Raw genomic sequence first — 14,371 nt, 5'->3', positions numbered from 1 at the left:
CGCCCTTCTCACGATCCTTCCGAGAAAATACGGATCGATCTGATCTCGAAGCGCGCCGGCAGGACGCTCCTGTCGACGGCGCCGCCCCATTCGCCGCCGAGCGCGAGGTTGATGCGCAAATTCATCGGCCGATGAAAGGCGCCGGCGCGCGCGGGATCGAGGGAGAGAACGGTTTCGCTGTCGATCGAGACGGCGATCCGCTCGGGCGTCCAGTCGAGCCGATAGACGCGCCATCGGGTCGAGAGATCGGCGAGCTTCGTCTTCGCCGACCAATTGGTCAGCTCTCGGAGCGAAGGACCGGCGTGGGCGCTGGTGAAGACGAGATCCGGCTGCTGGCCCACGGCCTCCATCATGTCGATCTCGCGATAGGGGCGTCCGTCCTCGCCCAGCATCCATAAGGCCGGCCAAGTCCCGGCCCCCGCCGGCAGGCGCGCCACGATCTCGACCACGCCGTAACGCAAGGGGCGGCGCGTGACGATGCTGCCCGACGTCAAGTCGGCCGTCGGTGTGGAGCGCGTCCAATCCGCGGAGTCCGGATCGAAGGCCGCATTGGCGACCTCCTCCGCGCGTCCTTCGATGACGAGCGCCCCGCCGTCGACGAAGACATTGGACGCCCGATAATATTGCTGCTCGTGATTGCGGATGAAGCCGATCTCATAGGTCCAGAACTCCTCGTCCAGCCGGCTCGCGCGCGAAAAATCCTCTTCGTGGAGGAGCCGCGGCGCACGCTCGGCCCCGCGCGCCGGCGTCGCTCCCGGCGTGAGCGGCAGCGCGCCGGCGAGAACGAACAGCGTTGCGGCGGAGGAGCCGCGCGCGGCGGCCGCGAGCGGGCGCGCGGCGCGAGAGGGCGCGAGCAAGAGCGCGCGCAAGGCCGCGAGAATGGGTCGCTCCACCCACAGGTGAGCGGCGACGCCCGCCGCGCCCGCGAGCGCAATGACCACGAGCGTCGCGAGCATTCCGGGCGCGGCCTCGGCGACCGGCAGGCTCAGCCGATCGGCGACGAGACGCGCCGGCGTCAGCACGAGCGGATGCGCCAGATAGATGGAATAAGAGGCGTCGCCGAGCAGAGCCAGGAACGGCCAGACGGGGAGGCGGCCGCGCGATTCGATCGAGAGCAGCGCGAGCATGAGCGCGGCGGCGCCGACGCCGGCCGTGGTCACCCGCAGCAGATCGTCCGAATCGAATAAAATCATCGCCGCGACGCCGGCGACGAGCAGAGCGGCGGCCAAGCGCGGACCGATTCGTTCGACTCTCCCCTCGACATAAGAGCGGCCGATCCAGGCGCCGATCAGAAATTCGAGGATGATCGGGTTGCAGGCGAGATGGAGGAAGGGATCGGCCGGCTCGACGGCGAGATAGAAGGCGACCGCCGCGAGAAAAACCGCCGTGAGCGCGGCGAGCCGCAGGCGAAGCGAGGCGAGGCCGAGCAGAGCGGCGAAGACGAGATAGAAATAAACCTCGTAATTCAGCGTCCAGCCGAGCTTGAAGAAGGGCGCGTAGGAGCCTTCGAGCGGATTGACGTGAGGGATGAACAGCAAAGACAGCGCCACATGGTCGAAGGTGACGAGATTGTGCAGCATCGCGGCGGGCCAGATCAGGCCGACGACGAGAATGGCGAGCGTGACCAGCCAATAGAGCGGCGCGACGCGGATCGCCCGGCGGAGCAGAAACTGCCGCGGCGGCAAGGGGCGCCGCGCGGTGATGACCACCATGATGAAGCCGCTGATGACGAAGAACAGATCGACGCCGGCAGCGCCGAAATCGCGCGGCAAAGGCCAGAAGAATTTGTCGGTGTAGACCTTTGTGTGGATGTAGACGACGAGCAGCGCAGCTATGGCTCGAAGGTATTGCACGGCCGAGATCTCGCCATCGGCGGCGGCCTCTTCTCTTTTCATGCGTTCTTCCACTCGCGGGTGCGTCGCAACCAGGGACAGCCGTCCCGATCATCATGTGTTGATTGGGAACAGCTCCGTTTGCACTGGTCGTGAGGAAGGAGAAACCATGCCAGCACAGAAAATTGCGCATGGCGCGCGTGGGGGTCGTCAGCGCGAGGAGCGTGCAGCGAGCTCGGCGGCGGCGTGCAGAGTTTCCGTGCTGACGGAGCCGAGCAACACGAAGGCGCGCCCCCCCGCACGCCACTCGACGGCCTCGAGCCCCGGCGTCGCGCGCGGCGGCGGGCTGAAGACGCGTTCGCCCGTCGCGCGCTCGAAATAGAGGCCGACCAACGCGCCCTCGGCCGATCGATAGAACAAGAGGCCCGCGGGGCCCTGTGCGCCCGGCGTCAGCCGTCCGCCATGCAGCTCGAGCCCGGCGGCGCTCAGATCCGGCAGCGCCCCGAAGCCCACGCGGTCGGCGAGCCATTTCGAGAGCTCGGCGGCCCGGTCGGCGCCGAGCTCCACAGGCCGCTCGTCCGCAGCGAAAGTCCGATAGGCGATCTCGGCGCGCTCGAAAGCGGCCGTGTGCGAAGCAGGCTCGGCCGGGGGAGCTGCGGGGCTGGTGAGGGCGAGCAGCGTTGCGCCCGCGACGAGCGAGGCGACCACGAGCGCCAGCAGCGACATGGCGATCATCGGCCGACGCTGGATCCTGCGGCTCGTGTCCGGGCGCCGCAAAGTGCGCAAGGACGACGCCTTGCTCGGGCTGAAGCGCGCCCAATTCACACCCGAGCCGAAAGTGCCGGAGAGCCTGCTCTTCGCCACGCTGCGCAGCGCGGACGGCAGCGGCTCCTTGGCGGCCTGCGCGAAGGCCGCGCGCAGCGCCGCATTCTGGCGCCGCCAGCCCTCGACCAGCGCGGCGTCCTCCTGATGCTTGTGAAGGTGATCCTCGATCCGCCTGCGCTCCTCGGCCTCGAGCTCGCCGTCGACATAGGCGTGCAACTCTGATTCGTCCACCGGATCGGCGCGCATGTCTATTTCACGAGACGTAGATGAGGTCCCGGACGTCGGCCGGCGTCCTGGGCGGGGCGTCGGTCGAGCGCGGTGAGCGCCGAGCGCGCGCGCATCAGGCGCATCATCACCACAGGCCGGTCGGTGCGGGTGATCCGCGCGACCTCCTCATAAGTGAAACCCTCGAGCGCGACGAGCAGGAGCGTCTCGCGTTCCTCGAAGGCGAGATCGGCCAAGCGGTGCATGATGGCGGGCTGGCGCAGGGACGGGCGTTGCGCCGGGGTCGAGCGCAAGACCCGCTGGGCGGCGTTGGTCAGCGCGACATAGAGATCCACCCGCGGATCCAGGGCAGCGGTGTCGGCGGCCGCCTCGTCGGCGGTGGTCTGCAGTGCGGCTTGAGCCAGCTCGTCGGCGAGCTCGTTGTCGGCGCCGGCGAGCAATGCGCGGGCATAGCGCCGCAATCCGGGCGTCAGCCTTTCCAACGTCTCCGCGAAATCGTCCGGCTTGCCCATCGGTCGGCCCATTGCGCGCGGGGTCTCAGCGACTTTATCTCGCTCGGCTCGGGTTCGCTCCCTTCGCCGATATTATGCCACTCCGCCGCGATTGACTATCACCGCGCCCTAAGATTTATGTCTTTTGTCCGCTCAGGCGGCGGTCGTGCGGTCCGCGCGCCTTCGCGCTTCCCGCGTCGGCGCATTTTGCGCAGCCATCCAACGGCGCGTTCGACGGCGGACGGCGAGCCGGCCGGCCGAGCGGCCCATCAGGACTCATTCTATATGTCGCAGCCAGAACCGACGTCGAACGGCACTCTCAACAGCGGCGTTCTCGCCGGCAAGCGCGGCCTCGTCCTCGGCGTCGCCAACAACCGCTCGATCGCCTGGGGCATCGCCAAGGCGGCGCGCGAGGCAGGAGCCGAGCTCGCGCTCACTTATCAGGTCGAGGCGCTGGAAAAGCGCGTCCGTCCGCTCGCCGAGGAGCTCGGCGCCGTGGTCGCCGGCCGCTGCGACGTGAGCGAACCCGAGACGATCGACGCGGTCTTCGCCGAGGTCGAGCGGCTGTGGGGCAAGCTGGATTTCGTCGTCCATTGCCTCGCCTATTCGGACAAGGATCAGCTCGACGGCCGCTATGTCGACACCACGGCGGAGAACTTCACCCAGTCGCTGCTGATCTCCTGCTACTCCTTCACCGCTCTCGCACAGCGCGCCGAGAAGCTGATGCCGGACGGCGGCTCGCTGCTCACGCTCACCTATTACGGCGCCGAGAAGTGGATGCCCCATTACAATGTGATGGGCGTCGCCAAGGCCGCGCTCGAGGCGTCGGTGCGCTACCTCGCCGCCGATCTCGGCGTCAAGAACATCCGCGTCAACGCCATTTCGGCCGGGCCGATCAAGACGCTCGCCGCTTCCGGCATCGGCGACTTCCGCTATATTCTGAGATGGAACGAATATAATGCGCCGCTGCGCCGGGTCGTCACCATCGAGGAAGTGGGCGAGACGGCCGTCTATCTGCTCTCGCCCTGGGCGCGTGGCGTGTCCGGCGAAGTGCTGCATGTCGACGCCGGATATCATGTCGTCGGAATGATGAATCCGAGCGCCGCGCCGAAGATGGCGCAACTCCTCGCTCTGCTGCCGCAGGAGAAGTGAAGGCCGCCCGGTGAAGCTGCGGGGACAAGGGCGTTCCTCTCCCGGAGGGAGAGGAACGCCGCGAGCGGGCCGGTGGAAGACTTCTCCTCCGTCGACTTTCGCGGCGGGTTCCCTCATCCGACCTTGCTCAGCGAGGCCCCTTTACTCCCTATGGGTGAAGGGGCGCCCGAAGCGGAGCGGGGACGTCTCGAGGCGAGCCGCAGCACTCAATAGGCGATTACATTCGCGACCGGCGTCACGCAGTCGTAAGTGTCGCCGACCGAAATGAATCGAACCCCGAGAGACGGCTTGCCGACCGGCGCGGCGGCGGTGGGCAGGGTGTGGCCGGTGACGTCCCAGAGCTGCGGCAGGGGCGAGCCGACCCCGCCGTCCCAATCGCTGCCGGTCACGCCACTGACGGTCACGTTCACGCCGGGACCGGCGATCTGCACGTCGTTGACAAAGGTTTTCTCCTTGGCGACGCCGAAGCCGCGTCCGCCGGAGAGGCCGGTCTGGCCGTCGGCGCCGATATTGTCCCACAGAACAGGCGTCGTCTTGACCCCGCCCGGGATGTTCAGCGTGTAGCTGGCCGAGCCGTAGAAGGTCGCTCCGGCTATGCCTTTGTCATAGACCGCGACATTTCGGGTCCCCGTGCCTACGACGACGAGCGCCGCGCCTTCCGCGGCGGGGAAAGCGAGGGAGGTCCAGGGATCGGCGCCGCTGTCCGTGGCGGAGGCGCCGCTTCCGAGCGTCACGAAATAGAGTCCATTGCGGGGAACCAGCGTCGTCACATCCGCCCGGTAGACAGCGATGCCGTTGCTCTTCCAGCAGGTGTCCGTCCCGGTGGCGAGCAGCGTGCCGGTCTTCGTGATGGTGCAGTTGGCGGGGTTCGAGGCCCCGACGCCACAGAAACGGACCGTCTGCGTCGAAGGCGGAGCGGATCGATAGAGGAACGCCCAATAGAGATAAGCCTTCTTCACCGGGGCGACGATTCCGCTGATCTGTATGGCGCCGACTCGGCGATTGCGCAGAGCGACGCCTGCGGTGGCGTATTGGGCCTTGGAATAGGTCACGGCCGGCGAAGCCGTGACGACCGCGGCCTTGGTGGCGGCGCCCTTTATGGCCTCCTGCACGGAGGGAGAGAGCCCTTTCGCGGCGCTGGTTCCCAGAGCGGAGTTGGGAGCGGCGGTCGTCGCGAGAGCTTCGGCGGCGAGCGCTTCGGACGAGAGAAGGAGAAGCGGCGATAGAAGGACGCCAAACATCTGTTTTTCGTGAAACAGATGAAACCCTTTCATCATAACCTCCTCTTTCCGGTATAGGATCGGTCGCTGAAACAGCTCCAGATCAAACGCTCCATGCCGGACGCCGAAAAGCGGCTGTCGGAGTCCGATGTCCCTTCGAGAGCATGTCGGAACCAGTCTTCGAACCGCCGCCTCGGGGACCGAAGCGACGCTGTTTCCTCTATAACCAACTGCGCCGCGGATAACAATCAGTTCAGCTCACGGTGGTCTGTGGGGAAAGCCCTCCGCGGGGCGGGGCGGCGGCGCCCGAGAAGAAAAAATCAGCCGAAACAGGCGATTTCGCAAAACGACGCGTTCTTCGCCCGCGGCGCAAAACCCGGCCTCGCCTCTTCACTCGGCGGGCCGGACGGCTTAAACGAGCCGCGTCTCTGCTCTTCGAGGTGTCGACGCCCATGATCCCGCGCTATTCCCGGCCCGAAATGACCAAGATCTGGGAGCCGCAGACGCGCTTCCGCATCTGGTTCGAGATCGAGGCCTATGCCTGCGACGCGCTCGCCGAGAGCGGCGTCATCCCGAAGGAGAGCGCCAAGGCGATTTGGGACAAGGCCGATTTCGTCACCTTCGACGTCGCGCGCATCGAGGAGATCGAGCGCGTGACGAAGCACGACGTCATCGCCTTTCTCACCCATCTCGGCGAGTTCATCGGCCCGGACTCGCGCTTCGTCCATCAGGGCATGACGAGCTCCGACGTGCTCGACACCTGCCTCGCCGTGCAATTGGCGCGCGCCGCCGATCTCTTGATCGCCGATGTGGACGGATTGCTCGCCGCGCTGAAGCGCCGCGCGCTCGAGCACAAACATACGCCGACGATCGGCCGCTCGCACGGCATTCACGCGGAGCCGACGACCTTCGGCCTGAAGCTCGCGCAGGCCTATGCCGAATTCACCCGCGCCCGCGAACGTCTCGTCGCGGCGCGGAAAGAGGTCGCGACCTGCGCCATCTCCGGCGCCGTCGGCACATTCGCCAATGTCGATCCGCGCGTCGAGGCGCATGTGGCGAAGCAATTGGGCCTCGCGGTCGAGCCGGTCTCCACCCAGGTCATTCCGCGCGACCGCCACGCCGCTTTTTTCGCGACCCTCGGCGTCGTGGCGTCGTCGGTCGAGCGTCTCGCGACCGAAATTCGCCATTTGCAGCGCACCGAGGTGCTGGAGGCGGAGGAATATTTCTCCGCCGGGCAGAAAGGCTCCTCCGCCATGCCGCACAAGCGCAATCCGGTGCTCACTGAAAATCTCACCGGCCTCGCGCGCCTGGTGCGCGGCATGGTGACGCCGGCGTTGGAAAATGTCGCGCTCTGGCACGAGCGCGACATCTCCCATTCCTCGGTCGAGCGCAACATCGGCCCCGATGCGACGGTGACGCTCGATTTCGCGCTGGCGCGCTTGACCGGCGTCGTCGATCGGCTCGTGATCTATCCCGAGAACATGAAGAAGAATCTCGACCGCCTCGGCGGTCTCGTGCATTCGCAGCGCGTGCTGCTGGCGCTGACGCAGAAGGGCGTCTCGCGCGAGGACGCCTATGCGCTGGTGCAGCGCAACGCCATGCCCGTGTGGCGCGGCGAGGGCGAGTTCCGCGCTCTTCTCGGCGCCGACGCCGAGGTGAGCGCGAAGCTCTCGCCCGCGGAGCTCGACGAATTATTCGATCTCGCCTATCACTTCAAACATGTCGACACGATCTTCGATCGTGTATTCGGCGAGAAGTGAGGCGCGGTCGCTCGGTCTCGAACAGCGTGGCGACGTCGCTTGCCGTCATCGCCGGCGCCTGTGCGCGAATGGCGGACGCGTCGAGAGCGGCTCAGGGCTGCGCCGCTCCCAGCCCCCTCTCGTCCAGCGCCACGGATTTCACCAGCGCGAAGACGGAGCCGCCGACCGTCAGATTCATCTCGGCGACCGAGAGCCGCGTCACCGAGGCGGTGAGCAGGTCGCCGCCGGCCATGGCGATCTGCACGAAGGCGAGCGGCCCCTCGTCCTCGTCGATCGTGCGGATTTGTCCCTCGAGCACGGTGCGAATGCTGGATTCGCTCGGCCGGCGGCGGGCCAGCGCCACATCGGTGGCCTTGATCAGCGCGCGCACCGGCCGCTCGCCGTCGGCGACGCGCGCCGCCACCACGATCTCGCCGGCCGGATGCGCGAGCCGCGTCACGCCATAGCGCGGATCGAAGGCGCCGGCGCGCGCATGCAGCGCGCTCACCACGGAGAAGCGGCCGCCCTCGACCGCCCGGCTCGCCGCCGCGATCGTCTCGGAGGGCAGGCCCTGCGCGACGACGCGGCCGCGCTCGAGCGCCACCACCTCGTCGGCGAGCCGCAGGATTTCGTCGGCCGCGTGGGAGACGAGCAGGATCGGAATGGAGAATTCGTCGCGCAGCCGCTCGATCAGCCCCATGATCTCCTGGCGACGGTCGAAATCGAGCGAGGCCATCGGCTCGTCCATCACCAGCAGGCGCGGCGAGCACAGAAGCGCGCGGGCGAGGCCGACGCGCTGGCGCTCGCCTCCCGAGAGCGTCCCCGGCCGCCGCCGCAGGAGATGGACGACGCCGAGCGTCTCGACGACGGCGTCGAAGGGAACGCGCCGCTCCGCGACGGGCGTGAAGAAGCGGCCGAACACGATGTTGGTCTTCACGTCGAGATGCGGAAACAGCAGCGCGTCCTGAAAGACGAGGCCGATGCGCCGCTTCTCCGGCGGAACGAACAGCCGCTCCGCCGTGTCGACCAGCGCGGCGCCATCGATGGCGATGCGGCCCTCGTCCGGTGCCGCGAGACCGGCGACGAGATGGGCGAGCGTCGTCTTGCCCGAACCGGACGGCCCATAGAGCGCGAGAATGCGCGCCATGCTGGCGAAGGAGGCCGAGAGCTCGAAATCGCCGCGGCGCAGGCGGATTCCGTCGACCGCGATCATTTGCCGGCCCTCGTCGCGTCGGCGCGCTTCTGCAGAATCTCCGACACGATGAGCGCCGCAATGGCGATGACGGCCGAGACGGCGGCGAGCCGCAGCGCGTCGGCGTCGCCGTCGGGCGTCTGGGTGAGGCTGTAGATCGCAGCGGGAATGGTCTGCGTCTCGCCCGGAATGTTCGAGACGAAGGTGATGGTCGCGCCGAACTCGCCGAGCGCCTTGGCGAAGCCGAGGATGGCGCCGACGATGACGCCGGGCGCTGCGAGCGGCAGAGTGACGAGGAAGAAGGTCCATAGCGGATCGGCGCCGAGCGAACGCGAAGCCTGCCCGAGCCGCTCGTCGATGCTCTCGAAGGAGAGGCGGATCGGCCGGATCATCAGCGGGAAGCTCATCACCGCCGCGGCGAGCGCCGCGCCCGTCCAGCGGAAGGCGAAGACGATTCCGAGATATTCGGCGAGAAAATGTCCGACCGGCGCGCGGCGGCCGAGCAGCAGCAGCAGCGCGAAGCCGGTGACGACGGGCGGCATGACCAGCGGCAGATGGATGAGGGCGTTGAGCGCTGCATGGCCGGGAAAGCGCCAGCGCGCCAGCGCATAGGCGACGAAGATGGCGAGGGGCAGGGAGACGACGGTGGCCGTCCCCGCGACCTTCAGGCTGAGGGCGATCGCCGTCAGCTCCTGAGGGGAGAAGTCCAGCAAGGGCGAGAGGCTCCGAGACGAGCGTTTTCGGAGCCTTACGCCTTCGCCGACGTTACGTCGAGAGCTTACACAGCGCCGATGGCGCCGTTGATCCAGCGCAGCAATTCGCCCTTGGGCGCGGCGCCGACCTTCTGCGCGGCGGCCTTGCCGTCCTTGAAGACGATGAGCGTCGGAATAGAGCGGATGCCGAGCGCTCCGGCGACATTGGGATTCTCGTCGACGTTGAGCTTGACGACTTTCAGCTTATCCTTGAGCTCTGTAGCGATTTCCTCGAGCGCCGGAGCGATGGTGCGGCAGGGGCCGCACCATTCGGCCCAGAAATCCACGACGACCGGCTGGTCGGATTTCAGAACCTCGGCTTCGAAACTCGCGTCGGAGACTTTGACGGTGGCCGTGGACATGGTTCGCCTTTCGAAGTGAAACGTGGCGAAAGAGTAGGAAGCCGGCCCTGCCGCGTCAAGGCGAGGGGAACGGAGGGCGCGGGGCTCCGCGGGCTGTCGCGAAGGATTCCTGCAGAACCGCAAAATGAATGCGCGCGGCGTCCGTCGGAGTTCTGCTTGAGAGCCCGATCAGATTCGTCTCGGCCGAGTATCACGCGGGTACGACCAAATTTAGCGCGCCTGCAATCTGACGATCATTTGGCGCCGCTGGCCGGATCATCGATTGACAGAAGCAATAACCTACGAATTGTAACTGTGCGGTTAACCATATTTTCTCCCCGCAGGGGATCGTTTCGATGAGGGACTGAAGATGGCGGCTTCGACAGTGGCTGTGGCCTGTGTCGCAATGTTCCAGGCGGTCCTATTGAAGCTTTCCCTTCACCACCTTCGTTCCCGCCTTGCCGGCCATCGAGCGTGGGAGCGGACGCGACAGCGGCCGCGCTTCGCCGCCGCCGAAATTATGCGGTCCCATGTCCGCGTCGGTCGGCTTGCGCGCACGGGTTCCGGGGAGAGACTCGTCCCCGATTCCGCCGCGCCCGCGCGGACGCATCAGCGGATTGGCTTCGGCCAATAGCTCCGCCCGCTGCAGGCGTGAAATCTCGTCGCGCAGGCGCGCGGCCTCCTCGAAGGCGAGATCGGCGGCGGCCGCCTTCATGCGCTTCTCGAGATCGGCGAGCGTCGCCTGCATATTGTGGCCCGGCGCCAGTTCGGAGAGGCCGGCGTCGACCGTCACATGATCCTGCTCGGCGAGCGAGCCGAGAATATCGGCGATGTCGCGCTTGATGCTCGCCGGCGTGATGCCGTGCTCGGCGTTGTAGGCCTGCTGCTTGGCGCGACGGCGATCGGTCTCGTCGATGGCGCGCCGCATCGAGCCGGTGACATGATCGGCGTAGAGAATCACGCGCCCGTCGACATTGCGCGCCGCGCGCCCGATCGTCTGCACGAGCGACGTCTCCGAGCGCAAAAAACCTTCCTTGTCGGCGTCGAGAATGCCGACGAAGCCGCATTCGGGAATGTCCAATCCCTCGCGCAGAAGATTGATGCCGACCAGCACGTCGAAGGCGCCGAGGCGCAGGTCGCGGATGATCTCGATGCGCTCGATCGTATCGATGTCGGAGTGCATATAGCGCACGCGCACGCCGTTCTCGTGCAGATATTCGGTCAGATCCTCCGCCATGCGCTTGGTCAGCACGGTGACGAGCGAGCGATAGCCGAGATCGCTCACGGCCTTCACTTCGCCTAAGAGATCGTCGACCTGCGAGCGCGCGGGACGTATCTCCACCGGCGGATCGATGAGGCCCGTGGGCCGGATCACCTGCTCGACGAACACGCCGCCGGCGCGCTCCATCTCCCAATTGCCCGGCGTCGCGGAGACGGCGATGGTCTGCGGACGCATCGCGTCCCATTCCTCGAAGCGCAGCGGGCGATTGTCCATGCAGGAGGGCAGACGGAAGCCATATTCGGCGAGCGTCGCCTTGCGGCGGAAGTCGCCGCGATACATGCCGCCGATCTGCGGAATGGAGACATGGCTCTCGTCGGCGAAGACGATGGCGTTGTCGGGCAGATATTCGAACAATGTCGGCGGCGGCTCGCCCGGCTTGCGGCCGGTGAGATAGCGCGAATAATTCTCGATGCCGGCGCAGGAGCCGGTCGCCTCCATCATCTCGAGATCGAAACGCGTGCGCTGCTCGAGCCGCTGCGCTTCCACGAGACGCCCGGCGCGGTTCAGCTCGTCGAGCCGCGCGCGCAATTCGTCCTTGATCGCTTTGATCGATTGCAGCAGCGTCGGGCGCGGCGTCACATAATGGGAGTTCGCATAGACCTTCACGAATTCGAGGTCCTGCGTCTTCTTGCCCGTCAACGGATCGAACTCGCAGATCGACTCCACCTCGTCGCCGAAGAAGCCGATGCGCCAGCCGCGGTCCTCATAGTGGGCCGGAAAAATATCGACCGTATCGCCGCGCACGCGAAATGTTCCGCGCGTGAAATCGGAGCTGACACGGCGGTATTGCAGGGCGACGAGATCGATGACGAGCTGGCGCTGCTCCAATTTCTCGCCGAGGCCGACGCCGAAGGTCATCGCCGTATAGGTCTCGACCGAGCCGATGCCGTAGATGCAGGAAACCGAGGCGACGATGATGACGTCGTCGCGCTCGAGCAGCGCGCGCGTGGCGGCGTGGCGCATGCGGTCGATCTGCTCGTTCACCGACGATTCCTTCTCGATATAGGTGTCGGTGCGCGGCACATAGGCCTCGGGCTGGTAATAATCGTAATAAGACACGAAATATTCGACGGCGTTGTCGGGGAAGAAGCTCTTGAACTCGCCATAGAGCTGGGCGGCGAGCGTCTTGTTGGGCGCGAGCACCAGCGCCGGCCGCTGGGTGCGAGCGATGACCTGCGCCATCGTGAAGGTCTTGCCGGAGCCGGTGACGCCGAGCAGCACCTGGTCGCGCTCATCGGCCTCTATGCCGGCCACGAGTTCGTCGATCGCCTGCGGCTGGTCGCCGCGCGGCTGATAATCGGAGACGAGGTCGAATTTGACGCCGCCCTCGCTCTTCTGCGGGCGCTCCGGCCGATGCGGCGTCCAGGGCCTCTTCTCGCGCAGATTGGGATCGCCGAGCTTCAGCAATTGCTCGAGGCTCTCCATCGTCGCCGTCACGCCGCCCGGTCCGCGCAGGTCGAGCTTCTCGGCCAGTTCCTCGTCGAGGCCGCTCACGGCGCCGGGGTCATAGGCCGCCTGCGGCGCCTCCTCGAAGCCGGCCTGCCGCCCGGCGAGGCCGGGATTGAGCAGGGCCTGGAGATGCGGCGCGATGGGCGCGACCTCGGGCTTGGCGGCCTTGGCGCGCATCGGTTTCGCGGGGTTCTTCGGCTTTTTCGGGGAAGAGGCCATGGCCGCGAATATGGCCCCGGACGGGGAGGAATGGAAGCGGAATGAAGCATGCTTGAATTCGGCGCAAGCGCGGACCAGCATGTGTATTAGGAGGGGGAATAAATACACATGCGCACCAACATCGTGATCGACGACAAGCTGATGCGGGACGCCATGCGGGCAGCGGGGCTCGAGACCAAGAAGGAGACCGTCGAGCTCGCGCTGCGCACGCTGCTCCGCCTGCAACGACAGAAGGACATCCGAACGCTGCGCGGAAAGCTCGACTGGAGCGGTGATCTCGAAGCCATGCGGAAGGATAGGTGATTCTCGTCGATTCGAGCCGTGTGGAACCATATCCGGCGCCACTCTTCAGGCGCTTCCCATTGTCCAGGCAGTAGCTTTGAACGAGGCCGTCATAAAGATCTCCCGCGTCGACTTTCATCCACCCGTCACTCCGATCGGCCTCGATTGCAAGGTCATCCGAGAAGGCGCCGTTCATCCCGATCCGCTTAACTCCGCCGCTCTCCCCCGCTAAAAGAGCGTCGCGGCAGACATAGCCCGCTGGGCGGCACGAGGCGATGAAGACGAGGCGATGAACATCATTCTGGTCGGGGGCTCCAATACGGGAATTTCTTACGGCTGGGCCAGGCAGTTTCAGGCGGCGGCGAAACGGCACGTGGTCGCGAACCGCTTCCTCGGCGCGGTCGGCTCGCTGTTCGGGCTGCTGCGGCTGATGGAGCTGGAGCGCGAGGACGCGCCGCTCCCCGACCTCGTGGTCTTCGAATATTCGCTGAACGATATGATGCTGCTCGATTCGGGCTGCGTCACGCCGGCCCGGCTGCGCGAGACTCTGCTCGACGTGATCGGCTTTTGCGCGAGCCGCGGCCTCGCCCTCGTCTTCCTCTGCCTGGAAGTGCAGCCGATCGGAAGCCAGCGCGTTCACGCCTGCGTCAGCGTGGTCAAGCAGCTGTATCTCGAAGTCGCGCGTGACTATGGCGTGCGCTGCCTCACGCTCGACGAGATCATCGGACCGCCCTGTCCCGAGGATTTCGCCGACGAGCATCATCTCTCCGAGGAGATGTCCAAGCGGGTCGTGGATCGGCTGCTGCTCGAGATCGCGCTCGGCCGTGTGACGGTTCCCGCCGGGCGACCGTCGCGGCCGCCGGCGTTCTTCTATCGTCGCGCCGCCGAGGCGCAGACGCTGGGGCCCTGCCGGCGCGTCGATCTCGCTTCGACCGTCTTCTCCGGGGAATTTCTGGAGATCGCGCGCGGCGGCGCCGCCCGATGGACGGGGCGCGGGGAACTGGTCGGCGTGATGCTGCGATCGACGGAGACCGCGGGCGAATTCGCGCTCGCCGCCGGCCGGCGCAAATTGCGCAAGAATGCGCAATCCGGAATGCGGTTGGCCGCCCCGCGCCTCATGCTGCTGCATTACCTGACGAAGCCCCTGTTCTGCGCCGACGATCTCGAAATCTCCATGCCCGAGAGCGAAGCGGAGCTCATGCGCCTGCGCGAGGACAGGACGCCCTTGTCGACGCCGCCCGAGGCGCCCTTCGGCGCGCATCGCCTCGAGATTCACGGCGTGATGTTTTGGCGGCCGCCGCCGCTGCGCCGACCGCCCGAGCCGGCGGAGGAGGCCGCATTCCCCGCGAGCGAGGTCTGACGGCGCCGGC

At 66.6% G+C, this 14,371-nt stretch carries 12 protein-coding genes; 4 read left to right on the top strand and 8 right to left on the bottom strand.

Annotated elements, in window-relative coordinates; translation table 11 throughout:
* Window positions 1–8: 8 nt before the first annotated feature.
* The 3 genes from AC6IW9_RS03700 to AC6IW9_RS03690 form a co-directional block, all read right to left on the bottom strand.
* The gene (locus AC6IW9_RS03700) at window positions 9–1,895 is read right to left on the bottom strand and encodes an acyltransferase family protein (RefSeq protein WP_497769207.1); all 1,887 of its coding nucleotides are present in this window, start codon (window positions 1,893–1,895) and stop codon (window positions 9–11) included.
* Window positions 1,896–2,042: 147 nt separating this feature from the next.
* Window positions 2,043–2,888 (bottom strand): anti-sigma factor family protein, encoded by an 846-nt coding sequence (locus tag AC6IW9_RS03695; RefSeq protein ID WP_497769206.1) that lies wholly within the window; start codon window positions 2,886–2,888, stop codon window positions 2,043–2,045.
* Window positions 2,889–2,905: 17 nt separating this feature from the next.
* Window positions 2,906–3,394 (bottom strand): sigma factor-like helix-turn-helix DNA-binding protein, encoded by a 489-nt coding sequence (locus AC6IW9_RS03690; protein ID WP_497769205.1) that lies wholly within the window; start codon window positions 3,392–3,394, stop codon window positions 2,906–2,908.
* 264 nt (window positions 3,395–3,658) lie between these two features.
* Here AC6IW9_RS03690 and fabI point away from each other — a divergent pair, with 264 nt between their 5' ends.
* On the top strand, window positions 3,659–4,525 hold the full coding sequence (gene fabI, locus AC6IW9_RS03685; RefSeq protein WP_497769204.1) for an enoyl-ACP reductase FabI: 867 nt from the start codon (window positions 3,659–3,661) through the stop codon (window positions 4,523–4,525).
* A 206-nt stretch (window positions 4,526–4,731) separates the two neighbouring features.
* On the opposite strand, the gene AC6IW9_RS03680 is transcribed toward fabI, so the two are convergent.
* A complete protein-coding gene (locus AC6IW9_RS03680; protein WP_497769203.1) occupies window positions 4,732–5,766 on the bottom strand; it encodes a hypothetical protein in 1,035 nt (344 codons plus the stop codon).
* A gap of 431 nt (window positions 5,767–6,197) precedes the next feature.
* Between AC6IW9_RS03680 and purB the strand changes: the two genes are divergently transcribed.
* Entirely contained in the window at window positions 6,198–7,505 is a 1,308-nt protein-coding gene (gene purB, locus AC6IW9_RS03675) for an adenylosuccinate lyase (RefSeq protein ID WP_497769202.1), read from the top strand.
* A 91-nt stretch (window positions 7,506–7,596) separates the two neighbouring features.
* Here purB and modC read toward each other — a convergent pair whose 3' ends face one another.
* From modC to uvrB, 4 genes are all read right to left on the bottom strand, one after another.
* Window positions 7,597–8,697, bottom strand: a complete 1,101-nt coding sequence (modC, locus tag AC6IW9_RS03670) for a molybdenum ABC transporter ATP-binding protein (RefSeq protein WP_497769201.1) — start codon at window positions 8,695–8,697, stop codon at window positions 7,597–7,599.
* Complete coding sequence (gene modB / locus AC6IW9_RS03665; RefSeq protein ID WP_497769200.1) at window positions 8,694–9,389, bottom strand: molybdate ABC transporter permease subunit; 696 nt, start codon at window positions 9,387–9,389, stop codon at window positions 8,694–8,696. The genes modC and modB overlap by 4 nt, the downstream gene beginning before the upstream one ends.
* Before the next feature lie 65 nt (window positions 9,390–9,454).
* A complete protein-coding gene (trxA, locus tag AC6IW9_RS03660; RefSeq protein ID WP_497769199.1) occupies window positions 9,455–9,790 on the bottom strand; it encodes a thioredoxin in 336 nt (111 codons plus the stop codon).
* A gap of 400 nt (window positions 9,791–10,190) precedes the next feature.
* Window positions 10,191–12,719 (bottom strand): excinuclease ABC subunit UvrB, encoded by a 2,529-nt coding sequence (gene uvrB, locus AC6IW9_RS03655; protein ID WP_497772430.1) that lies wholly within the window; start codon window positions 12,717–12,719, stop codon window positions 10,191–10,193.
* 108 nt (window positions 12,720–12,827) lie between these two features.
* Here uvrB and AC6IW9_RS03650 point away from each other — a divergent pair, with 108 nt between their 5' ends.
* Both AC6IW9_RS03650 and AC6IW9_RS03645 read left to right on the top strand, forming a co-directional pair.
* Entirely contained in the window at window positions 12,828–13,022 is a 195-nt protein-coding gene (locus AC6IW9_RS03650; protein WP_497769198.1) for a type II toxin-antitoxin system VapB family antitoxin, read from the top strand.
* Between the two features lie 268 nt (window positions 13,023–13,290).
* On the top strand, window positions 13,291–14,361 hold the full coding sequence (locus AC6IW9_RS03645) for an SGNH/GDSL hydrolase family protein (RefSeq protein WP_497769197.1): 1,071 nt from the start codon (window positions 13,291–13,293) through the stop codon (window positions 14,359–14,361).
* The last annotated feature ends 10 nt before the right edge of the window (window positions 14,362–14,371 follow it).

Source organism: Methylosinus sp. shoA (assembly GCF_059718125.1).
Note: the sequence above shows the minus strand (reverse complement) of the source record. Positions and strands in the feature narration are given on the sequence as shown.